The organism is Streptomyces solicamelliae (assembly GCF_045348655.1).
Taxonomy (GTDB): Bacteria; Actinomycetota; Actinomycetes; order Streptomycetales; family Streptomycetaceae; genus Streptomyces; species Streptomyces solicamelliae.
Genome location: NZ_CP160404.1, coordinates 744,268 through 768,269, shown reverse-complemented (window position 1 = coordinate 768,269; position 24,002 = coordinate 744,268). Strand labels below are relative to the sequence as shown.

The window sequence follows — 24,002 nt, the reverse complement described above, 5'->3', positions numbered from 1 at the left end:
GTCCCGGGGGCTCTTACCGCTCCGTCGATGAGCGGATCTGCTGCATGGCCCGGCGCCGGGCGTCCCGGAGCCGCTCGCGGCTGTCGTGGTGGCCGGTTCCGTCGGGGATCCGGGGTGCCGGACTGGCGTGACCGGTGGTGCCCGACTCCGCAGGAGCGGGGGTGGTCAGATCGAGGGCGGCAGCCAGAGCCCGCAGGTTCGGGTGCAGGAACAGCAGGAGCGGGTCCAGCCGCCGGCCGAGGACCGTGCTCAACTCCGCCCCGAACTGCAGCAAGGTGATCGAGGTGAAGCCGGCGTCGAAGAAGTTGGCCGTGGGGGAGACCGGGTGGCCGAGTACGGCCGTCGCCGTCTCCTGGAGGCGGTCGTCGAGTGACACGAGGGCCCCGGTGTCACTCGGTGCGGCGTCCGCTCCCGTGCCAGGGGCGACGGGCTTGAGATTCGCGGACAGTTCCAGTCGGTCCACGATCGAGATCGTGGCAGGAAGCGCCGGTGCGGCGAGCACCTCGGTGAGATGCGCGCGTACGAGGGCCTCCTGCGGACGTGCCTCCGCGGCCCGGGGCTGTACCCACAGCCGGAGCGCCTGGTGGTCTTCGTCGCCGACAAGTTCGGCCACCGCGTCGGCGACCCGGGGACAGCCGCGTGCCGCGGCCTCGACCTCGTCGAGCAGGACGCGGTGGGAGTTGACCAGAACCTGCCGATCGCGGCGACCGACCAGATGGATCAGTCCGGTCGTGTCACGCCGCGCGAGGTCGCCGGTGCGCACCAGACGGAAGGGTGCGGTGACGAACCGCTCGGGCGCGTCGGCGAGGTATCCGGACGCGATCCACGGCTCGCCGACGAGGAGTTCACCGCGTTCTCCGTCGGTGCACCGGCGCCCGTCCTCGGTGACGAGCTCGACCCGTCTGCCGGGCAGCGGGCGGCCGATGGGTACGTGGGAGGTGTCGGGGAGCGGGTCGTCGGGGTCGAGGCGGTGGGCGACCGCCAGTTGCGGGATCTCGACGCATCCGTAGCCGTTGACGATCACGGCTTGCGGGGCCCGCGACCTGATCAGCGCCGCCGTCGCGGTGCTGAGCGGGGCGCCGCCACAGATGACGAGACGCAGGTCGGGCAGGAGCGAGGCGTTCCGGTCCCCGCCGAGGACGAGCGCCAGCAGGGTCGGGGTCGCGCTGAGGACGCTGATCCGCTGGGCGCGCAGCCACTGGGCCAGGCCGGTGAGATCGGCCTGCTCGCTCGGCGTCGGCAGGCAGAGGCAGGCCCCCGTCCGTACCGCGAGGCCGATGTCGCGCAGGGCAGGGTCGTGGGCGGGGCCGCTGAGCAGGGCGACGCGGTCGTCGGCGCCCACGCCGAGCCAGGTCACGAGGTCGGCGACCGCGGCATCGGTCACGGGTGTGGGTACCAACACCGGGAGGGGATCCGCGGTCGTGCCGGAGGTGAAGAGCACATGGGCGGCCGATGGGAGGCCGTGCGCCTGCCGGGGTGGGGCGGGGAGCGCCCGCAGGGGGCCGTCGTCCAGGGGGAAGGCATAGGAGGCGTGGCTGCCGAGCGCCGCCGCGTCGCGGCGTGCCGGTGGCCACGCGGCATCGATCAGGACCGGGGTGACCTCGGCGCGCATGCAGGCGAGCAGCCGCTCGACGAAGAGCCGGTCCCGTCGGGCGGGCAGGGCGACCAGAGCCCCGGGTTCGGCCGTTTCCAGCAGGTGCGCCGCGCGGGCGGTGACGGCGCGGTCGAGCGTGTGCCGGTCGACGACTCCGTCGCCGGTGTCGAGAGCGGGCGCGGAGGGCTGTTCGGCTGCCGTACGGGAGAGGAGCTCGACCGTCGACGGCGCGGGACCGAGGGCGAGGGGTGGGGTGCCGGGGCCGCCGGTGCGCGGGGACGGCAGGAGATCGGCGAGGCGGCGCTGCGGGTCCGTCGCGGCGGCCGAGCAGACCTGTGCCACCTGTTCGGCGAATGCGGTGAGGTCGGCGACGTCGTGCGGTGCCGATCCCCGAGGGGCGACGAAGTGCAGGCGGTAACCGGCAGCGGCGCGTCTGACGTACAGGCTGAGATCGAACAGCGCCCACCCGGGTGGGAGGTCGTGTTCGGTACTCGACTGCCCGCCGAAGCGTGCCGGTGGAGCCGCCCCGGTGAGGTCGTTGAACCACAGACGGACGAGCGGACTGCGGGACGTGCGGGGGAGCTGCAGGCGGTCCAGGATCTCGTCGTAGGTGGGAGTCGCGTGATCGACGGCGTCGAGGAGTGTGAGCCGTGTCGCCGCGCACGCGTCGAGGACGCTCCGCCCGTCGGCGGCGGGATGGCCGGGGTCCAGCAGCAGGGTGTCGAGGAGGAAGGCGACGGTCTGCTCGTCCGCGGGGTCCGCGACCCGCACGCTCGGCACGCCGACCACACCCGGGTCGCCGCCGGAGCGTGCCGCGAGCACCGATGCGGCGACGGTCAGGAAGAAGACGGCCGGCGTGACTCCGGCGCTGCGCAGCAACGCGTCCACGGCACGGCCGGCCCTCGGCGGGAGGTCGACGGTGTGGGTGGTGGCCCGGTGCGCGTCGGGTCCGGCCGGGAGGGGGGCGGGCGCGGGCAGCATGGTGCGGGCGCGGGCGGCCAGCAGCCGACCCCACCAGTCGAGGTCCGCCTTCCACCGCGCGGAGTCGACGAGGCCGCCCTGGCGGCGGAGATGGGGCAGGAGGCGGGGGGCCGGGCGCGGCCACCGCGGTGCGGATCCGGTCCGGCGGGCCGCGTAGGCGGTGGCGAGGTCGTCGAGCACGATGTCCGACGCGCGCAGGTCGCTGATGAGGTGGTGCATCACCAAGGCGATCCAGGTGCGCCCGGTGCCGGGCGACCAGACGAGGCCGCACCGCCACAAGGGTCCGGGATCGAGGGGGATCGGCCGGTCGGCGATCCGCCGCAGTGCGGCGTCGACCTGGTCGGCCACGTCGTCGTGTGCCGTGCCGCGCACGACGTCGATCACCAGCGGTACGGAGACCGCCTCGTCGACGACGATCGCGGCACGGGCAGGTGAGGGCTCGACGACGTGGCAGCGCAGGGCTTCATGCCGGTCGGCCACATCCGCCAGGGCGGCGCGCAGCGGTGCGGGTTGCACCTGGGCGTCGAGCGTGAGCACTCGTACGACGTTGTAGGCGGGGGAGTCCGGGTAGAGCTGGTGCCACGTCCAGATCCTGCGCATGGCGGGGGAGATGGGCTCCGACTCCGGTCGACGGCCGGCCGTGGTCTCCGGGGCGGCATGGGGTGGAGCGGCCGTGGTCGCCGGGGCGGGTGCGTGCCTGGCCTGCTCGACCAGCGCGACGAGGTCGGTGAGTGAAGGGTTGTCCCTGATGAGGGCGGCGAGGCTGAGTGTGGCGTCGAGTTCGGTGCCGATGCGGGCGACGAGCCGTGCGGCCAGTACCGAGTGTCCACCCGCTTCGAGGAGTCCGGTGTCGGGCCCGGTGTCGCCGAGCAGGTCGGTCCAGATGGCGTGCAGTCGACGGGCGAGACCGCTGTCGGGGCCGGTCATCGGTGACCTCCGGGGAAGGTGGTCGGATCCGCCTCGGTCACGAGCTGTGCCAGCGCCGCCCGGTCGACCTTGCCGTTCGGGGTGAGGGGGAGTGCGTCCAGGCGGCCGAGATGGCTCGGAATCATGTAGGGCGGAAGCCGGGAGGCGAGCAGCTCGCGCATCTCGGTCCCGGACGTCCCGGCTCCGCGGCAGGTGTAGAAGCCGGCGAGCGTCCGGTTCCCGTCGCGGTCGCAGGTGACGACGACGGCGGACCGGACATCCCGCGCACCGGCCATCACGGCCTCGATCTCCTCGAGTTCGACGCGGTACCCGCGCACCTTCACCTGGTGGTCGATCCGGCCCAGCAACTGCATCTGGCCGTCCGCCCGCCAGCGGCCGCGGTCGCCACTGGCGTACATGCGCCGACCGGGCCGGAACGGATCGGGGACGAAGCTTCGTGCGGTCTGCGCGGGGTCCCCGTGATAGCCGAGGGCGAGTGACTCACCGGCCGTGTAGATCTGGCCGACTTCGCCGGGCGCGGTGGGTTGTCGCCGGTCGTCGAGGATGTAGTAGTGCGAGCCCTTCAGCGGGAGTCCGTAGGGGATGCTCGGCCACTGCGGGTCCACGGTGCCGATCTCGTAGAAGCACGACCAGATCGCGGTCTCGGTCGCTCCGCCCAGGTTGACGATCCGGACCTCGGGGAAGACCTCACGGGTCTCGTCCGGCATGGAGATGGGGATCCAGTCGCCGGCGAGCAACATCAGGCGCAGCGACTTCTGTTGCCGGTGGGGCGCGTCACGGTCGGTGAGGAACGGGAGGAGCCAGGCGAACATCGAGGGTGCCGAGTTCCACACGGTGATCTCTTCGTCGAGCAGCACCTGGGCGAGCACTCTGGGTTCGGCGAGTTCGGTGTCGCCGGCGATGCGCAGGGCGCCTCCGGCGGACAGCACCCCGAAGACATCGAAGATGGAGAGGTCGAAGCAGAACGACGTCACCTGCAGGAGAGTGTCGTCGGCCCGCACGGCGAACCGGTCGGCGGAGGCCGAGAGCGTGTTGACGAGTGCGCTGTTGCTGACCGCGACGCCCTTGGGGCGCCCGGTGGAGCCCGACGTGTAGATCACGTAGGCGACGTCGCCGGAAGTGGCCGGAACGGGCGGCGGGGAGTCGGGCTGCCGGGCGAGGTGCCATCGGGTGTGAACTCGCCCGGCGGACCGTTCTGTCGTGTCCGGCGGAAGGTCCGTTCGACGCAGGAGGCCTGTCTGCCTGCCCGGTGCCGGAGGCTCGATCGCCCAGGCGTGGTCGGGTCCGTGCGGGAGGGGACCGGGCAGGAGAACGGCACCGCCGGGCCGGACGACCGTCGCGAGGGCGCGCAGCAGCGCGGGGGAGGGCGCCGGAGGTACGACGGCCACGTCGACGGTCGTCGACAGGAGCTCGTCGAGGCGTTCCGGGTCTCCGACGACAAGGTCGGCGAACACACCCTGCTCCTCGGCCCATGCGGCCGCGGTGCGTACCGCGCCCTCGTCGGCGTCGACGGCGGTGAACAGGTCCAGGCGAGGGGCGACGAGCTTCAGCAGGTCGCCCCGCCCCAGGCCGATCTGCAGGACGGTGCCTGGCTCTTCGGCCATGACGTGATCGGCGATCGCCCTGAAGTCGCTCCCGGCGGGAGCTTGTTCCGCGGGCGGCGATGCGTGGCGTGGCTGCGGAGGACGTTCGGTGGGGACGTCGAGGAGCACGATGTCGGTGAGCTCGGGGCAGACGGCCGTGAGCTGCTCGAACAGGGCCAGGTCCTCGGCGAACCCGAGAAGGCAGCGGACCTCGGTCGAGCGCAGCACGTACGCGGTCCGTTCGAGCGGCCACTGGTCACTGACGGGTACGAACGCGGCACCCGCCAGAGCCGTGCCGAGGATCGCGACGACGGATTCCGGGCGGCGTCGTCCGATGAACGCCACATGGTGTCCGGGCTCGATGCGGTGCTCGTGGAGCAGCCCGGCGACCTGTGCCGAGAGCTTCAGCAGCTCCTCGTAGGTGTACACGACACGGTCCCGCTCCACGACGGCCGGTGCGTCCGGTGTCCGTCGCGCGGTGAGCGCGACGAGGCCCACCGCGGTGACGTCTTCGGGGACGGCCCGATCCGTGGCCGGGCTCGGCCGGGACGCCGTGACCGACGGCGCGGGACGGACGGCCTGAATGTGCGCCATTCCTGCCGCCACCGCGGCGCCGAACGCCGTCTCGTCCTCGTGCAGTGCGAGGTGGGAGCCCTTGACGCGGCTCTGCAGGGGATCCGTGCAGACCTCGCCCCAGGCCCGGAGCGACGGCTCGGGTACCAGCCAGTCGGCGTCGAAGCCGACGACGCAGGTCGGCACGGAGAGCGGGGGGCGCGGCCGGTGGCGGTAGCTCTGCACCACGGAGAAGTCGGCGTGCAGCGGCTCGGCGAACAGCTCGACCATGCCCGGGACTTCGAGCATCTCCGGGGCCGCGAGCCCCATCTCGACGGCTTCGCGGAGGAATTCCCTGCCGGGCGGACGCATCGTGACCGACGGGTGCCCGATCCCGCTCTGGGGAGCGCGGGTGCCGCACACGATCAGGCCCATGGGCGGAGTTCCCGCGTCGGCGAGCCGTGCGGCCGCCTCGTAGGCGAGCCACCCGCCCATGCTGTACCCCAGGAGCACGATCCGTTCCGTCGGCAGTTCCGCCAGCGCGTCGAGCAGCTCGGTGACGACGTCGTCGGCATCGCGCAGGCAGGGTTCGGACATGCGGGGGCCGTGTCCCGGCAGGTCGACGAGCGCCAGCACGCTGTCGCCGTCCAGGTGCCGGTGAAGCGGACGGAACGCGCGCCCCGAGCCGCCGGCGTAGGGCAGCGCGATCACGAGGGGGCCGTCCCCGTCCGGGTTGATCACGTCGCTGAACCAGGCCGACGAGAATGCGGTCATGCGGATGCCGTCCGATCTGGCGTCGTCAGCGGGGACTGGACCTGGGAGTCGTCGTGGACGACCACACGCAGTTCGCTGGTGTGGGGCCGGCCGTCGGGTCCGGCGAGCCACAGCTCGTCCGGGGACGGAAGCATCTCGGTGAAGGTGATGGCGGCTTCGGCGTCGGAGGCGACGCTTCGGCGCAGACCCCGCGCGAGATTGCGGAGGGACAGCGGAGCGTCCTGGTCGACGAGGTAGGGCTTCGGCTGGTCCGGTGTCCGGGCGAACAGCCACCGCGGCATGCCCAGTTCCTGCAGCCGCCGGCGCAGCGCGCGATGGCGGTAGTCGTTGTCGACGGTGTGGGGGAGTTCCGACACCGGCACGTGCCAGCTCTCCCGCGCGATGACCACGTCGTCGAGCAGCAGGCGGGGCTGGTGACCGGCGCGGGGCCGGATGCCGAACCGGTTGGCGACGACCGCGGTGAGGAACTCGCCGAGTACTTCGGTGAGCGGTGCCCGCCAGTCGGCGTCGGCGGAGCGGACGAGGAGTCGGCCGCCGTCGTCCTGTTCGACGACCAGTCCGGCCCCGGGCAGGGCCGCCCGGCCCGAGGGATGGCCCTCGTCCGCGGTCCAGGACCAGTACTGGTACAGGTCGGGAAGATCGAGGGCGAGGGGCGGATAGGTCCGTGAGGTGACCGCCGGTGACGCGGCCGGGTAGACGGGCACGAAGCGGCCGTCGGGGAAGTCGGCCGCGGTCGCCGCACGCAGTTCGGCACGATCGTCGGCCTGCGTGGCGAAGGCGCGGTTCTCCAGCGTGTTGACCGCGAGGTGCAGTTCGCCGAGCACCCATTGCGGACGGTGGCCGGGGCGTTCGCGGAGCATCAGGTCCGGGCTGTGCTGCCGGGCTGCACGCCATCCGACCGGGCCGGCCGGGAACAGCGTGCGTACGAGCGGGGCCATCGCCTCGGTGGAGAGCCGGACCGAGGATGCCGAGGACTCCGTCGCGGTGGCGAGCAGTTCCGCCCAGCGTGCCTGGAAGTCGTCGGCGACGCGTGCGACCGCGGTCCCGGGCAGTCCGCCGAGGAGGTCGCCGGAGGCCATCACCAGGTCGCACAGGGCCACCGGCCGCCCCGAGGCGGCCCGCAGGGAATCTGCGCGTGCCGCGAACTCCCGCTCGAGTTCCGCCCCGCTCTCGCGGACCAGCCAGCGGGCCGTGTCCAGCAGGAGCCCGAGCGGGGCGCGGAGGTCGTCGATCAGGTCGACGCCGATGGTGACGTCGAGGTCGCGCCGGCAGTCCTCGTACACGATGCACCGCCCGAGGTCGCGGTCGGGCTTGGCGCGCTGGTCGCCGACCCCGGCCAGGGACCGGAACTCCGTCCCCAGCCGGTCCAGGGCGTCGCGCAGTGCGATCGGGTCGCCGGCCGCGTCCGCGACGGCGTCCACGGCGCGGTCGAGCCGGTCGAGTTCGGCCAGGAGGCCGCCGCGCAGCTTCTCGTCCGGGATCTGCGCGAGGTGCCCGCGCAGGACGTCCTCGGGCCGGTCGGTGACCGGGACGGGCAGTCCGACGAGGACCGCACCGGTGGCGGTGAGCCGCTCCAGAGCCTGCTCGGCCGTCGGCTGGGCTTCGGGAGGTCCGTACGCGCTCAGCAGTTCACCCACCTGGCGCGGACGATCGAGGAGAGCCGTCAACGCGGCCTCGTCGGCGTCCAGTTGCTGCGGCCGGCGTCGTGGCCGGCGCAGGACTCGTCCGTCGAAGGAGCACGCCGGGTGGCGCCGCGCGATCAGGTGGGGGTGGAGTTCGGGCCGCGCGGCGAAGGCGCGCGCGATGGCGTCGACGGCCCAGTGCTCGCGGAAGAGGCTGCGGCTGCGCAGGCCGGAGGTGCCGTCGGTACGGATTCCGGGGTGGTCGTCGCCGAACCGTGCCCAGGCCACCGGACCGAAGAATCCGATGGTCTCGTTCTTGGCGCAGTAGCGCTGTGCGAGGAAGGCGACCAGCGCTTCGCGTTGGTCCCTGCGGGAGAGGCGTCCGTCTCCGCCCGCGGCGAGGTCGGCGGCGAAGCCGCCCATCCAGTTCCGGACGAGAGCCGGATTCTGCCAGGTGACCGCCTCGAGGAACGCCGGCTGCGCGACGACGGAGCGTACGGCCGCCGCGGCGGTCTCGCGGCTGCGGGTGTCGGAGTCGTCGTCCGCGCAGGAGGGGACCGCGAACGCGTCGAGCCAGGAGATCGGCATACCCGCGCTGCGCAGGGCGGCCAGCCGCCACAGCGACCAGTCGCCGTGCAGCGTGAGGCGATGGGCGGGCCCCGTCGTGGACTCGGACGACGCGGACGACTCGGATGCGGGGGAGGACGGGGGCGGCGCGACGGTCATGACCGCACCCGCTGGTCGACGACCTCGGCGAGTTCGGCCAAGGTGGGGGCCTCGAAGAGGAATCCGACGGTCAGCTCGATGTCGAACAGCTCTCTGATCTGCGCCATCAGGTCGATCGCGGTCAGCGAGTCGCCTCCCAGGTCGAAGAAGTCGTCGTCGGGTGAGATGTGGTCGTGGCCCAGGATGCGCACCCACAGACCGCGAAGACGATCCGTGGTCGAGTCCGGCGTCGTGTCCGTCGGGGAACCGGCGGCCGGTGCCGCGGGCCCTGGGGGCACGTTCCCTGACCCGGCCCGCTGGAGCGGCAGGGAAGGCACGGTACGAGGGGAGGCGGAGGTCGGTTGCGTGGTGGCGGGGTGCGCGGGAGACGGCACCGGCACAGGCGCGGGTACCGGCACGGGCACCGGCCCCGACAGAGGAACCGGCCCCGACACAGGCACCGGCCGGCCGTTTCGGTGCGGGCGCACCAGCACCTGATCGGGGGTGCGGGAGGAGAGCAGCCTCATCAGGATGCCGGTTCCGACGGACGGGTCGATGCCCGCATGCTCCTGGCCGTCGGCCTCCTGGCCTATCCGGTCGTCGGGGTCGGCGCCGAACGCCGTCCGGTCCGCCTTCCGCATCGTGAAGCCCTCGACGGCGACGAGGACGCGGCCGTCGGAGCCCATCACGTCGATGTCCGCCACGAGCTGTCCGTGACGGGTCTCCTTCCTGCGGATGTGGACGGCGATCTCCTCCTGGAGCGGAGCGAAGACGGTGAGCGCGCGGTACAGGAACGGCAGATACGCCTCGTCGGCGCGGTCCTCGGGGCCGGGCCCCGGGCACCCCCGCAGCGCGGAGGTCGCCATGTCCAGGAGCGCCGGGTGCAGAGGGTGGGTACGGAGATCATCGGCGAACCGCTGCGGGAGCCGCAGTTCGACCAGCCGTTCGTCCGCGCCGTCGCGGACCTCCAGGACCGAGTCCCAGCGCGGTCCGAGCGTGAAGGACCCGGCTGCGGATCCGGCCGTCGGACGCGTGGACATGCGCAGCGCGGCGAGATCGCGGGCAGGCGCCTCGACGCTCCGGCGTGCGATCCGTCCGGTCGCGTGCGTGACCCACCGCGCGGTCGTGTCGTCCGCCGGCTGGGACCGGACCTCGAAGCGGTGCCCGGCGCCGTCGGGTGCGAACGCGGCGATGACGCGCCGCGCCTGACGTGCGGTCAGGGGCGCGACGAACACGATGTCGGAGAGCACCGGTACGAGACCGGCGGGCGCCGGCACGGTGTGGTCGTACGCGCGGGTGACCAGGTCCAGATGGCCGGTCCCGGGCAGGATGGGGGTGCCGTCGAGCCGGTGCTCGTCGAGCGTCCAGGTGTCCGCGGCGTCGAGCGTGGCCGTCCAGTGCAGTTCGCCGACCGCGGGCGCGCCGTTGGGCCGGCTGGCCATGCCGATGGTCGTCCAGCTCGGGTAGTTGACGCTCAGCACCCTGCGCGCGGGGAACAGACCAGGACGCGTGCACAGGTCCATGACCCCGTTCGCCGCCGCGTAGTCCCCGCCGCCGACGAGGCCGTCGACGGCGGCGCGACTCGAGAACAGCACGGTCCAGTCGAGTTCGGGCCGGCCGGCCAGCGCCTCCGCGAGGGCGAACGTCCCGTGCACCTTGGGTCGCAGCACCTCGGCCGCCTGCGCCGGGTCGCGGGCCTGCAGGATTCCGTTGCCGGCCACGCCGGCGAGATGCAGCAGCCCCTGGACCGGCCCGAAGGCGGCCGCGACGATGTCGAGGGCGCGCCGCACCTGTCGCGGGTCGCCCACGTCGCACGCGAGGAGCCGGACCTCGGCCCCGAGCGCGGTGGCTTCGCGGACGGCGGCCGTGACGTCGGCCGACCAGGTGTCGACGGGCTCCTCGGTGGCGGGGAGGGTGCGGCCGAGCAGCGCGATCCGCGGACGGATGCCCGTCGCGGCGATGCTGCGCATGGTGGCCAGGCCGAGCGCGCCCATCCCTCCGGTGATGACGTACACGCCCCCGGAACGAAGGGCCGGTGTGTGGTCCGGCGACACCCGCAGCGGCGTTTCCCTGCGCACCCAGCGGCGACGCCCGCGCAGCGCGACGACGAGGTCGTCGTCGGCGCGGCAGAGTTCGTCGCGCAGTTCGTCGACGGGAGTGTGGGGCGAGAGGTCGATGATCTTGCAGCGCTGCCGGGGAAGCTCGGCGGCCAGGGTGCGTACGAGTCCGTGGACGCTCGCCTTCACCGGGTCGACCGGGTCGGCTCCCGAGACGTCGACCGCGCCGGAGGTCAGCGCGACGAGCTCGGGGACACGCCCCGTCCCGCCGGTTCGCAGCCCGTGCCGGACCAGCGACAGTGCGCTGAAGAAGCTGTCGTCCAGCTGCTGTTGGACGTTTGCCGTGGTCGCCGCCGGCCAGGGAGCGGCGGCGACGGCATGCACCAGCAGGTCGGCCTCGACGCCGCGGCGGGCGAGTTCGCCGAAGACCTGCTTCGTGTCGGCGGTGACGCCCGGGCGGACGGCGAACTCGTCGCCGTCGTGGCGGTAGGCGTCGGCCGGACGGATCCGGATCGTGTGCATCTCGGCCCGCTCGAGCGCGGCCACCACGTCGTTCGCGCGGGCCTCGGCGGCAGGGAGGAAGACGACGGCGGTCGCCCCGGCCCGGGTGAGATTCGGTGGTGTCGGAGCGGAGGCGGTCCAGTGCAGCGAGGAGAACGGGCCGGGCTGACCGTCTTCGGCATCCGAAGCGGTCGGCGGTGGTGCCGTGTGCGCTGCGCCGGGCGCGTCCGGCGCCGTCATGGCATCCGCGAGGGCGGCCGGCGGCGCGTCGACCCAGTGCCGCTTGCGCTGGTACGGATAGCCGGGGAGCGGGATCCGATGCCGGAGCGGAGCCTGCCCGACGGCTTCCCACGCGATGTCGGTGCCTGCCGTCCACAGGTGCGCCGCGGCCGTCAGCACGGCGGTCATGTCCTGGTGGGCGTCGTCGGCAGCCGTTCCGCCCCGCCTCTTCGGCAGCGTCGGCACGACGGCGACGGCAGCGTCCCGGACCCGCTCGTGGCGGCGGGCCAGCTCGGTGAGGACCTGCCCGGGGCCCACCTCCAGAAGTACCCCGGGCCCGGTCTCGCCCAGCGCGTCCAGAGCGGTGGCGAACCGTACGGGCTCGACGAGCTGATTCACCCAGAACGCGGGGTCGACGGCCTCGTCCGCGGAGATGACGCGTCCGGTGGCGGCCGAGTGGACGGGCACGGCCGGTGGCGCCAGGGTCACGCCGGCGAAGGCCTTCTCGAAGGCGCGGGCGGCATCCCGGAGCAGGGGGGTGTGGAAGGCACCCGACGTGGGCAGCCGGGTGCATGCGACACCGCGGTCGGCGAGCTCCGCGGCCACGTCGGCGAGGTCGTCCTCCGACCCGGCCAGTACGACCTGGTCGGCTCGGTTGATCACGGCCACGGTGACGGTCCCGCCGAGCACGTCGCGGAGCGCATCCGCACCGGTCGCGGCGGCGAGCATGCCACCGCCGGCGGGATGGTCGCGCATCGCCCTGGCGCGGGCCAGGACGAGTGCGGCGGCGGCGTCGGGTGCGAAGACCCCCGCGACCGTGGCGGCCGCCAACTCGCCCAGACTGTGGCCGAGAAGCGCGGTGGGACGGACTCCGGCCTGCTGCCACATGTGGGCCAGGGCGAGTTCGGTGGCGAACAGGAGCGGCTGTGCGAGGGAGGTCTCGTTGATGTCCAGCCCTGCCTTGCCGAGCCAGCAGTCGCGGAGCGGCAGGTCGGGGGAGTCCAGCCGGTCGAGCCATTCGTCGAGTGCACGTGTGAAACCCGGCACGCGCCGGTACAGGCCCCGCGCCATCTCCACGTGCTGGGAGCCCTGACCGGGGAACAGCAGACAGACGGAGGGCGGACCCGTCACCGGCTGCGGGGAGAAGAGGACGCGACCGGTGTCGGCCGCCGTCATGGTGGTGGCCGCGTCGTGCGCGCCGGTGCACACGGCCGCCGCGCGGACCGGATGGGTCTGGCGGCCGTGCTGCAGGGTCGCCGCCGCGTCCGCGAACACCTCTTCCCCCAACTGCAGGAAGGCATCGGCGAGTCGGCCGCGGACGGCCGGCTCGGCGTCCGCGGTGGGGCTCGACCAGACCACCGCACGCGGTTCCCCTTGGTGGGGTGTGAGGGCGTGGGCGGGGGGCTCCTCCAGCACCACGTGGGCGTTGGAGCCACCGATGCCCATGGCGCTGACGCCCGCGCGGCGTGGCCGCTCCGGGTCCCGGGGCCAGGCGGTGAGCCGGTCCTGTACGCGGAACGGGGAGGATCCGAAGTCGATCCGGGGGTTGGGCGAACGGTAGTTGATGCTGGGCGGCAGCTGCTCGTGCTCCAGCGCGAGTACCGTCTTGATGAAACCCGCCAGGCCGGCCATCGGTCCCAGATGCCCGATGTTGCCCTTCACCGAGCCTATGGAGCAGCCGCCCACCGGGAGTTGCTCCTCGGCGAGGCCGGTGAAGGCGTCGGTCAGCGCGCTGATCTCGATGGGATCGCCCACGACGGTGCCGGTCCCGTGCGCCTCGACGTAGGAGATGTCGGCCGGTCGCAGACCGGCCATCGCCAGTGCCTCCATCACCACGGCACGCTGGGCGGCCGCGTTGGGCGCGCCGAAACTGACCTTGTCCGAGCCGTCGTTGTTGATCGCGCTGCCGCGGATCACGGCGTGGATGTGGTCGTGGTCGGCGACGGCGTCGGGAAGTCTCTTCAGCATGACCGCGCAGGCGCCCCCGCCGAACACGGTGCCGTCGGCTTCCGCGTCGAAGGGGCTGCAGTGACCGCTGCGTGACTGCACTCCTCCTTCCGACCAGAGGTAGCCGTGCCCGTACGGGAAGTCGATGCTGGCACCTCCGACGAGCGCGGTGTCGCAGTCGCCGACGCGCAGCGACTGGCACGCCATGTGCAGGGCGACCAGGCTGCTGGAGCAGGCGGTCTGCACGGTCACGCTGGGCCCGTGCAGGTTGAGCTTGTAGGAGGCCATGGTGGCGATGTAGCCGCCGAGATTGAGGGACGCCACGTCGGAGAGAGGAAAGCCCATCGCGTCCTTCCGGGGGCGCAGATGGTGTTCGTCGTAGAGCGGCGCGCCGGCCGAGGCGAAGACCGCGGTGCCGGCACCGATGGTGGTCGGGTCGTAGCCGGCGTTCTCGATCGCCGTGTGGGCCGCTTCGAGGAACAGCCGGATCTGCGGGTCGCAGGTCTGCGCTTCGCGCGGTGTCATCGCGAACAGGCCGGCGTCGAAGTACTGCGCGCCCGGCACCAGGGCGGCCGCCTTCACGTACGAGGTGTCGCTCAGCAGCTCTTCGGAGACGCCGTGATCGCGCAGGTGCTCGTCGCTCAGCGCTGTCACGGACTCCTTGCCCCGGACGAGGTTCAGCCAGTAGGCGTCAACGCAAGACGCGCCGGGGACCTGTGCCGCGACCCCGACCACCGCGATCTTGTCGTCATCGTCCACTGAGGCCTCCTCGATCAACGACGTGCGACCTCTTGGAAGCTACGGCCCGGGTCGGGATCGGTCGTGTCGCCGAAACAGGCGACCGGTCACCGGCCCCGGGACGGATCGGCCGGCAGGAGGAGGGATCGCAGGGGCTGCAGCCGGCATCCGCGGAAGCGCTTCGCGGGCAGGGATCCGGTCCCGAAGTCGAGCAGTGTGGCGCCCTCGGCGATGGCGCGGGCGATGGGTTCGTAATAGGTCACGTTGAAGTACTGGGCGTGCTCCGGTGCCGCGTAGTCGCGGCCCACCGCCCTGACGGCCCAGGTGCCGCCGCGGCGGTGCACGACCGAGAAGGCCACCGGCCTGCCGGACAGATATCCCACCAGCGCGCGTACCTCGGAACCCGGTGTCATCGCGAGCATGGCCAGGTAGAACTCCGCCTCCAATGCGCTCGCGGGGTCGCCATGGCGCTGCTGGGTCTGCGCGAGCAGCGGTGCGACGTCGGCCGCGACCGAGGCCAGCGGCTCGTCGCGCAGGACGATCCCGCTGTCCGCGAAGGCGCGGCGCTCCTGGCGGACCTGCCATCGGCGCTTGCGCGGGAGGGCGGCCAGGTACTCGGAGAAATGGCCCCACTCGATCGGCATCACGGCCTTGTCGCGGGTCGCGACCGCGACCGCCTCCGGCTCGAACTCCGCGAGCCATCGCGCCTGGGCCGGGTCGAGGTCCGGGATCAGGACCTGCGGGCAGCCGGCCGCCGAGGCGAGCTCCCGGGCGGCCGAGACCAGGGTGCGCGCGGCGCCGGCGGCACACGCGGGCTCGATCGCCGAGCTCAGGAGCAGGTGATTCCGGTAGCCGCCGGCCCCACCGGCCGAACACAGTCGGGAGCCGGTCGAAGGGGGCGGGTCGCCGAAGATGTTCTCCGGGGCGAGGGAAGCGTCGTGGGGGCGCGCGAACTGATAGACGGGAAGCAGACCCAGAGCAGCACCTGACGTGCGGCGCACCACGAGATAGGTGACGGGGGTGCCACGTCTGCGCTCCACTACGTGGTGGCGTTCCAGTTCCCCCAGGACGTGGTCGGGTGCCGTGATGCCGAGTTCGTCCAGGAGGTCGATCGACACGTGGTCGACTTCCTCGGTACGCATTGCCTCATCCCGTCGCCTGCGGGCCCGTGGGACGAGCCCTCTCTGCAGGGGACAGTGCGGACCCGGCGGGCTGCCAGTCACCCGAACGGGCGGCATGACGCCGCGTGCGGCGTACCCGAGACTCACCTCATCGGTTTGCCCGCCGAACAGCTCGGATGAACGGTGAACTCGACGCGGGACTTTCGTATCGTACGGTGACGCCACCGCATTCCGGAATTGATGTCCGCTGGAGGAACGCGGCACAGGGTGGTCGAGTCGAACGGACGTCTCCTGGAGGGAATCTGATGAACGTTCACACGCTCAGTCGTGTGGATGCGCGGCGGATCGCGATTCGCGCGCAGCTTCTGCACGGCGAGCGGCCGAAAGCGTTGACCGACATGGTCCGGCACTTGACGTTGTTGCAGCTGGATCCCACCGCGGCCATTGCGCCGGCCGCGGATCTGGTGTCGTGGAGCAGGCTCGGCGGGGCTTATGCGCCGGAGTTCCTGGTCCAGGCGCTCAAGGAGCGGCAACTCGTCGAGATCGGGGCGACCATCCGGCCGGTCGAGGACGCGGTGCTCTTTCGGGCCGAGATGCTCGAGATGCGGCGCCGGCCGCCGGTGGCCGACTGGGAGAAGAGGTTCCACGGCTGGCTCGAGGCCAATGACGCCTGCCGCCGGGACATCTTTGCGCGGCTGGAAGCCGATGGCCCGCTGCTCTCGCGCGACATCCCGGACACGTGCGTGCTGCCGTGGAAGTCGACCGGGTGGACGAACGACCAGAACGTGATCCGGCTGCTGGGGCTCATGGCCGATCTGGGAGAGGTGGCCATCGCGGGGCGGCAGGGCCGCAACCGGCTGTGGGACCTGGCCGAGCGGGTGTACCCGGATGCCCCGGTTCCGGACCCCGGGGAGGCGTTGCGGGAACGCGACGAGCGGAGGCTGCGGGCCTTGGGCATCGCCCGCACCAAGTCGACCAAGGTGCCCATCGAGCCGTACGACGTCGGTGCGGCGGGCGAGGCGGCCGTCGTCGAGGGAGTCAAGGGCGAGTGGCGCGTCGACCCCATGTATCTCGGGCAGCCCTTCGAGGGGCGTGCCGCACTGTTGTCCCCCTTCGACCGCCTCATTCATGACCGCAAGCGTGCGGTGGAGCTCTTTGATTTTGAATACGGCGTCGAGATGTACAAGCCCGCGGCGAAACGCCGTTGGGGGTATTTCGCGCTGCCGATTCTGTTCCACGACCGCATGGTGGGAAAGCTCGACGCGACCGCGGACCGGAAGGCGGGCGTCCTCCGGGTCAATGCCGTCCACGAGGACGAGGCGTTCACGAAGGAGATGACGGTGGCCGTCGATGCGGAGGTGGACGCGCTGGCCGAGTGGCTCGAACTGGAAGTGGAGCGTTCTTGAGCGACGTGTTCTCTCCGCATCAGACCCTGCGACAATCTGCCGCCCAGCGCGCCCGGGCGCTATGACACGGACATCGTGGTACCGGCGCTTTGCTCGTCCCCTGTCGAGGTGACGAATTTACCGAGGAGAGCGGCTCGGGTGAGTTCGGCCTTGTTTCCGACGTCGAGTTTGACGCGAATACGTTTCACGTAGGTGTCGACGGTGTGCTGGCTTATGCCGAGCCGGGTCGCTATCTGGCCGTGCGTTCTTCCCTGCGCGATCTGGCTGAGCACCTGCTGCTCGCGGTCCGAGAGCGTGGGCTGGCCCGGCTGGACTCCGTTTCCCGTGGGGCCGGGGCCGGGCTGGTCCGAAGCCAGGGGACCGGCCGAGCCGGCGGCGGCGAGTTGGACGGCGCGCACAATCCTGGACCCCGGCTCGTGTTTGCTGATGACGGCTGTCGCGCCTTCTTTTATGTAGTCTTTGCCGTCTATGGAGGGGCCGTTGGTGAGGATGAGTACCGCCATGGACCGGGCGGCGTCCGTGACGATACGGGCATCTGTACCGGTGACCGCGTCGGCGTCTATGACCGCCACGTCGGCGAGCCAGCACGGCTCCTCACGGGCCGAAGTGCGGGTGGCGACAATTCTGACCCCGGCCGCAGTGAGGACCTGGCTCAGGCCGAGCAGGAAGCAGGGGGAAGTCACGAGCAGATCTGTACGGAGCATGCGTGTCCCAAGGAGAAAGGCGGCCACTGGCGGTAGTGCGACCGACGGACGTCAGGTGTGCATGAGTGATGCTGTCGCGGCGTCAGGATTATCCGTGAATAGGGACCTCCAACGGGGAACAACAGTACCCCTGTTCGGACATGTCAACCTTCGACTCGCCGGGGATGTGACACGCGTAGTGTGCATGACACTGAGTGGCAGAACATCCGCTGAACGTAAGGGAGTTGAGTGCGGTGGAGGCGCGCTGACGACCCATCGGCCGACTCGCTGCAGTTATGCCGGTCAGTAACCGTCGCACTACTCATTCGCTCACCGCTCCCCCGGAGATGGGCACAATAACCCGTCCCGCACTCGTGTGGTGAGAGGTTGTCAGTAGTGGGGTGAGGGGCTAGCGTTTTGGTGCGTTTTAGGGACAGTCGATCAATAGGCAGGAGGAGACTGCAGAGATGGCCGAAATTCTGCTGTACCACCACATCCAAGGCTTGACCGACGGGATCCAGGCGTTCGCCGACGACCTGAGGCAGGCCGGCCACACCGTGCATACGCCGGATCTGTTCGAGGGCCGCACTTTCGGGAGTCTCGAGGAGGGTATGGAGTACGCGCGGGAAACCGGGTTCGACACCCTCCGGGAGCGTGGTGCGGCGGCGGCCGAGGACCTCGGTCCGGAGCTGGTCTACGTCGGATTCTCCTTCGGCGTGACGATCGCTCAGAAACTCGCCCAGACGCGGCCGGGCGCACGTGGTGCGCTGCTTATGCACTCCTGCATCCCGGTGTCGGAGTTCGGGGAATCCTGGCCCGACGGCGTGCCGGTGCAGCTGCACGGCAAAGAGGGTGACGAGTTCTTCGAGGAAGACCTGCCGGCGGCACACGAACTGGCCAAGTCCGCCTCGGCCGCGGAACTGTTCGTCTATCCCGGGGAACAGCACCTGTTCACCGACGCCTCGCTCGATGCCTTCGACGCGGAGGCGTCCAAGCTGCTCATGGACCGCGTGCGGACGTTCCTCGCATCGGTCTGATGCACGCGCCGACCGGCGGCCGGTCTCACGCCGAACCCGGTGTGAGCCGGGCCGCGAGCGCGCGCCCGCGGCCCGGGCCGGAAGCCGGTCGGCACCCGTCCTGGTCAGAGGCGTACGAGCATCTTGCCCAGGTTGCGTCCGCGCATCATGTCCAGAAAGGCGCGAGGGGCTGCATCGAGGCCCTCGGCGAACGTTTCCCTGTAGTGCAGCTCGCCGCCGTTCAGCCACTCGGCGGCCTCGGCGACGAACCGATCCCGCAGGTCCGCGAAATCGCCGGCGAGAAAGCCCCGAAGGGTGAGCCGCTTGCCCATGCACAGCGCCAGGTTCCGGGGCGCCGCCGGTGATTCATCGGCGTTGTACATCGAGATCGCGCCGCACATCGCGATCCGACCGTGCGGGTGCATGGCGCCGATGGCGACCTCGAGGTGCCGACCGCCGACGTTGTCGAAGTAGACGTCGATGCCGTCCGGCGCGGCAGTGCGCAGGGAGCGGCGCAGGGCACCGTCGTGGTAGTCGAAGCCGGCGTCGAACCCGATGCTGCTCAGGTACGCGACCTTTTCCGGGGAGCCGGCGGACCCGACGACCCGCCCGGCCCCCTTCAACCGCGCGATCTGTCCCGCCGCGCTGCCGACGGCACCGGCGGCGGCCGACACGAAGACGGTCTCGCCCGGCTGCAGGGCGGCGACCTCCAGGATCCCCGCGTAGGCGGTGAGGCCCGGCATCCCGAGCACTCCGAGATAGGCCGAGGGCGGGGCGAGACCTGGGTCCACGCGCGTCGCGGCGTCCTCCGGCACGACCGCGTACTCCCGCCAGCCGGCCTGGTGCAGGACGACATCGCCCGCCGCGAAGAGCGCCGACCCGGACTCGATCACCGTGCCGACGGCGCCGCCCTCCAGCGGTCGCCCGATCTCGAAGGGCGGCACGTACGACGGGATCTCGTTCATCCGTCCGCGCATGTAGGGGTCCACGGACATCACCTGGTTGCGGACGAGCAGTTCACCTGCCCGGGGCTCGGCCACCACGACCTCGGCCAGGCGGAAATCGTCCTCCGACGGCCAGCCGAGGGGCCTCGAAGCCAAGTGGATCTCGCGGCCTTTCATGAGTGACACGGTAGGTGCCGCCCACGGATCGGCGTCGCCCCAAGTTCCGGTGACAGGACGCCTCGTCGGGCGTTGCCTAGCTTCAGTTGTCCCGACACTCCGTCCCCGTCAGCGGTGCTGCCGCGCACGCGCGGGTGTCGTCCCTCGTGCTGGAGGTTCACCGTGGCGCCGAAGGAACAGCTCGTGGTCTCGCGTACCGTCTCCGAGCTGTTGCAGGAGCGTACGCGCGAGCGGCCGGACGCGGTCGGCTACACCTATCTGACGGACGGCGAGGCCGAGCGGGAGACGCTCAGCCATGCCGACCTGGACCGCAGGGCGTCCGCGATCGCCGCCGCCATCCATGCCGCCGGCGCCGCGCCCGGGGACCGGGCCCTGCTGCTGATGGCTCCCGGACTCGACTACGTATCCGCCTTCTTCGGCTGCCTCTATGCCGGAGTGGTGGCGGTGCCGTCCTATCCGCCGGACCCGTTCCGGCCCGAACGCACCCTGCCCCGGCTCATGGGTGTGGTGGACGACGCCGATCCGGTCACCGCCCTGACGACATCGGATCTGCTCGGGTTCATCGACGGTCTCGGCGAGCATGCGCCACCCCTGCGGAAGCTGCGCTGGATCGCCGTCGACGCCGTGCCCGACGAGACGGCCGCACCCGTCGCGGTCGACCCCGCCTCGACGGCCTTCCTGCAGTACACCTCGGGCTCGACGGCCGCACCGCGCGGCGTGATGGTCTCGCACGAGAATCTGCTGCACAACCTCGGGATGATCCAGAAGTACTTCGGCACCGACCCCGACACCCAGGCGCTGATCTGGCTGCCGCCCTATCACGACATGGGTCTCATCGGCGGTCTGCTGCAGCCCTTGTACGCGGGCTGCCCCGTGACGCTGCTGTCTCCGCTGCACTTCCTCGAGCAGCCGATGCGCTGGCTGCGGATGATCTCGCGTCTCGGCGTCACCGTCAGCGGCGGCCCCAACTTCGCCTACGAGCTGTGTGCCCGCCGTGCCACTCCGGAGGAGGTCGACCAGCTGGATCTGAGCACCTGGCAGGTGGCCTTCAACGGGGCCGAACCGATCCGTCCGGCGACGCTGGACCGGTTCGCCGCCGTCTTCGGTCCCGCGGGGTTCCGGGCGGATGCCTTCCTGTCGTGTTACGGCCTCGCCGAGGCGACGCTGATCGTGAGCGGCACCGAACGGGGCACACCGGTGCCTCGACTCCAGGTCGACCGCGACGCACTGGCCGGCCACACGGCCGCCGCGCCCGGCGGGGGTGAGGAAGTGTCGCTCGTCTCCTGCGGTTCCGGGGCCGCGGACCAGGAGATCGCGATCGTCGACGCCGGCACCGGGCGACGATGCCCCGACGGCGTGGTGGGGGAGATCTGGGTTTCGGGGCCGAGTGTCGCCCGCGGGTACTGGCGCCGTCCCGAGGAGACCGCGCGCGTCTTCGGCGCACGCCTTGCGGGCGAGGACGCCGACTACCTGCGCACGGGGGATCTGGGGTTCTGGTCGGAGGGCGGGCTCGTGGTGACGGGGCGGTCCAAGGACCTTCTCGTCGTCCGCGGCCGGAACCACTACCCGCACGACATCGAGTACACCGCCGAGCACGCGCATCCGATGCTGCGGGTCGGCTGTTCCGTGGCGTTCCAGGTGCCCGATGACCGTGACGAGGACCGGTTGGTCCTGGTGATGGAGGTGCGCGGGGCGTCCGGGACCGTCGACGGCGCCGAGATCACCGCCCGGGTCCGCGAGGCCGTGGCCCTCGTCCACGGCCTGCGGGCCCACACGATCCTGCTGGTGCGCGCCGGCACGGTGCCGAAGACCTCCAGCGGCAAGGTCCAGCGCAGTCTGTGTCGCGCGCGTTATCTGGCCGGCGAGCTGACGGAGGCGGCCGTGGAGCGTGCGCCCGCGGCCACCCTGCCCCCGGCCACCCCGCCCGCGGTCGATGCGCCTGCGGGCGATGCGCGGCCCGGGCCCCGCGACGATCTGGACCACCGGCTGCGGGCGCTCGTCGCAGAGCTGCTCGATGCCGCACCCGACACCCTCGACGTGAAGGTTCCGCTTCTGGCCCTCGGCCTCGACTCGCTCGCCCTCGTCACGTTGCAGCACCGGATGGAAGCGGCGTTCGGTGTCACGGTGCCGCTCGGTGACGTGCTCGCCGGCGGGACCATGGAAGGGGTTCTCCAGCAGATCACGGATAGCTGGTCACAGCACGCCCCCGGGGCGGCCGGGACGGGAACGCCCGGGGACGGAGCCCCCTCGCCGGCCTGGGACGCGACCGGAGAGGCACGGGCACCGCTGTCGCACGGCGCGCGGGAGATCTGGCTGATGCAGCAACTCGATCCGGACAATCCCGAGTTCACCGTCGCGACCGCGCTGCGCCTGCCGGAGTCCGTCGAACTCGGCGCGCTGCAGAAGGCGTTGGACGCCGTCGTCGCCCGGCACCCGGTGCTGCGGACGACGTTCGAGGTGCGCGACGAGGAGCTGGTACAGGTCGTCCGGCCGGAGAGCCCGGTCACGGTCCGGGTGCACGACGTGCCCGAACTGGACGAACACGCCCTCGCCGCCCGCCTGAACGCCGTGTCGAGCACCCCGATCGATCTCGTCACCGGTCCCCTGCTGCAGGTCGACCTCTACCGCTCCGCAGTCGGTGAAGTCCTTCTGGTCCGCATGCACCACATCATCACGGACTTCTGGTCCAGCACGCTCCTCGCCCGTGAGGTGGGCGCCTTCTACAGCGCCTACGCCGCCGGTCAGGAGCTCACCCTGGCGCCGCCACGCGCCACCTATCTCGACGTGTCCGCCTGGCGGAACGCCGTCCTGGCCGACCACGAACACGTACGCCGCTCGGAGCGCCACTGGCTCGACCAGCTGGAGGTCGCGGCGGACACCGCGTGGCCACGGCTCACCTTTCCCCGGGGAGACGGGGGCGGACGCGACGGCGGTGCGATCGAGTTCGCGCTCACCGCAGAGCTGACGGACGCGCTGCGCGCGCGTGCCGCCGACGGGAACGCGACGCTGTACGTCCTGCTCCTCGCCTCGTTCATGGCGGTCCTGCACCGGACGACGGGTCAGCACGATCTGGTCGTGGGGACGCCCATGATGGGTCGCACCCGTCCCGAGTTCGCGGACGTGGTCGGATGCTGCGCCGGCACCTCGGTGATCCGCTGCCGAGCGGCCGGTGACATGCCGTTCTCCGCGCTGCTCGGCCGGGTGCGCCGACAGGTCATCGGCGCGCTGGAGCACCAGGACTACCCGATGTCCCTGCTCCGTGAACGGCACGGCGTCGGCGGACGCGGACATCTCGTGGACGTGCTGTTCACCGTCAACCAGACACCCCCGCGTCCCATCGGCGACCCCCGCGCGGCGGGATCGGCGACACCGCGCCGGCCGGGCACGGCGCACGACACCGCCGAGATCGCCGCGCTGGCCCAGGTGGGTCCCGCGGCGGTCCGCGGCCGGCTGGGTTCCCTGCCGGTCGAGAAGTTCCCGTTGTCCATCGGCGGGGGTGCGGTACCCGTCGAGGTCGTGATCGCCGAGGTGTCCGGCACCGCGCACGGGCTGCTGCGGTTCCGCGCGGGCTCGCTCGACGCCGTGGCGGCCGATCGCCTGGTACGGGACTACCTGGCGGTTCTGGACCGGGTCGCCGCCGACCCGGGCGCGACGCTCTCCGGCCTCACCGACAGGGGTGCGTAGTCAGCCGCGGATCGCGGAGAGCGTGGCCGCGATCTCGTGGGTGAGGGCGCGCGACCCCTCGTCGGAGAGCATCCAGTGGTCGGTCTTCAGCTCGACGCTCCGGAAGAGCGCCCGGGTCTGCGCCTTCCAGAGGGGCTGCTCCGCCGCGGGCACCGTCGGGTCGTCCGCCCCGCGCGCCGTCAGGATCGGGACGGGGAGCGCGGGGGAGCCGGTGTGGACGTAGCCGTCGAAGACCTCCCAGTCCGCACGCATCGGCCGTTCCAGCAGGTCGAGGAAGTCCCGGTCGGCCAGGAGCGCGTCCGGCAGGCCTCCCAGAGCGGCGGTCCGCGCGAACATGTCCTCGCGGGAGAGCCTGCTGGTGCCGGTGTCCGGAACGAGCTCCGGAGGCCGGCAGCTGCAGACCACGAGCAACTGCGGATTCGCACACGGCAGACGGACGAGCAGACGTGCGATCTCGAGGGCGACGAGGGAGCCGGAGCAGTGCCCCAGCAGGCCGTAGTCGCCGGAGAAGGCGGCGAAGTCGTCGCACCTCGCCGCTTCTTCGATCTCGGCGAGCAGCGAGGGGATCGAGCGGTGCGGCGCCTCCCGGACCCGGCGTCCACGCCCGGGCAGCAACGCCCCCGTCACGGAGATCCCCGCCTCCCCGGCCGTCTCGCGGAGCGAGTGGAACAGCGTGGGCCCCGCCGCGACGTGCGGAAAGGCGAACAGCTCAAATCCGTCGGTCTCCCTCCGGTAGGGAAACAGCCTGTCGATCGGTGACATCAGTGCTCC

The 24,002-nt window shown here is 71.7% G+C and carries 11 protein-coding genes; 3 read left to right on the top strand and 8 right to left on the bottom strand.

The window, feature by feature from the left end:
* Positions 1-13 precede the first annotated feature (13 nt).
* The 5 genes from ABZO31_RS03565 to ABZO31_RS03545 form a co-directional block, all read right to left on the bottom strand.
* Positions 14-3,502: an AMP-binding protein gene (locus ABZO31_RS03565; protein WP_406859447.1), complete on the bottom strand. Its 3,489-nt coding sequence runs from the start codon at positions 3,500-3,502 to the stop codon at positions 14-16.
* Complete coding sequence (locus tag ABZO31_RS03560) at positions 3,499-6,411, bottom strand: AMP-binding protein (RefSeq protein WP_406859446.1); 2,913 nt, start codon at positions 6,409-6,411, stop codon at positions 3,499-3,501. The genes ABZO31_RS03565 and ABZO31_RS03560 overlap by 4 nt, the downstream gene beginning before the upstream one ends.
* Complete coding sequence (locus tag ABZO31_RS03555; RefSeq protein WP_406859444.1) at positions 6,408-8,759, bottom strand: lantibiotic dehydratase; 2,352 nt, start codon at positions 8,757-8,759, stop codon at positions 6,408-6,410. Before ABZO31_RS03555 ends, ABZO31_RS03560 begins: the two co-directional genes overlap by 4 nt.
* Positions 8,756-14,221, bottom strand: a complete 5,466-nt coding sequence (locus ABZO31_RS03550; RefSeq protein ID WP_406859443.1) for an SDR family oxidoreductase — start codon at positions 14,219-14,221, stop codon at positions 8,756-8,758. Before ABZO31_RS03550 ends, ABZO31_RS03555 begins: the two co-directional genes overlap by 4 nt.
* A gap of 86 nt (positions 14,222-14,307) precedes the next feature.
* Entirely contained in the window at positions 14,308-15,342 is a 1,035-nt protein-coding gene (locus ABZO31_RS03545) for a GNAT family N-acetyltransferase (RefSeq protein WP_406859442.1), read from the bottom strand.
* Positions 15,343-15,626: 284 nt separating this feature from the next.
* On the opposite strand from ABZO31_RS03545, the gene ABZO31_RS03540 reads away from it, so the two are divergent.
* Positions 15,627-16,727: a DNA glycosylase AlkZ-like family protein gene (locus ABZO31_RS03540; protein WP_406859440.1), complete on the top strand. Its 1,101-nt coding sequence runs from the start codon at positions 15,627-15,629 to the stop codon at positions 16,725-16,727.
* Positions 16,728-16,786: 59 nt separating this feature from the next.
* On the opposite strand, the gene ABZO31_RS03535 is transcribed toward ABZO31_RS03540, so the two are convergent.
* A complete protein-coding gene (locus tag ABZO31_RS03535) occupies positions 16,787-17,410 on the bottom strand; it encodes a helix-turn-helix transcriptional regulator (protein WP_406859439.1) in 624 nt (207 codons plus the stop codon).
* Positions 17,411-17,877: 467 nt separating this feature from the next.
* Here ABZO31_RS03535 and ABZO31_RS03530 point away from each other — a divergent pair, with 467 nt between their 5' ends.
* On the top strand, positions 17,878-18,447 hold the full coding sequence (locus ABZO31_RS03530; protein WP_406859438.1) for a dienelactone hydrolase family protein: 570 nt from the start codon (positions 17,878-17,880) through the stop codon (positions 18,445-18,447).
* Between the two features lie 104 nt (positions 18,448-18,551).
* Here the strand turns inward: ABZO31_RS03530 and ABZO31_RS03525 are convergent, their stop codons facing one another.
* Positions 18,552-19,547, bottom strand: a complete 996-nt coding sequence (locus ABZO31_RS03525) for an NADP-dependent oxidoreductase (protein WP_406859437.1) — start codon at positions 19,545-19,547, stop codon at positions 18,552-18,554.
* 162 nt (positions 19,548-19,709) lie between these two features.
* Here ABZO31_RS03525 and ABZO31_RS03520 point away from each other — a divergent pair, with 162 nt between their 5' ends.
* Complete coding sequence (locus ABZO31_RS03520; RefSeq protein ID WP_406859436.1) at positions 19,710-23,231, top strand: AMP-binding protein; 3,522 nt, start codon at positions 19,710-19,712, stop codon at positions 23,229-23,231.
* On the opposite strand, the gene ABZO31_RS03515 is transcribed toward ABZO31_RS03520, so the two are convergent.
* A complete protein-coding gene (locus tag ABZO31_RS03515; protein WP_406859435.1) occupies positions 23,232-23,993 on the bottom strand; it encodes a thioesterase II family protein in 762 nt (253 codons plus the stop codon). It abuts the gene before it with no gap.
* Between the last annotated feature and the right edge of the window lie 9 nt (positions 23,994-24,002).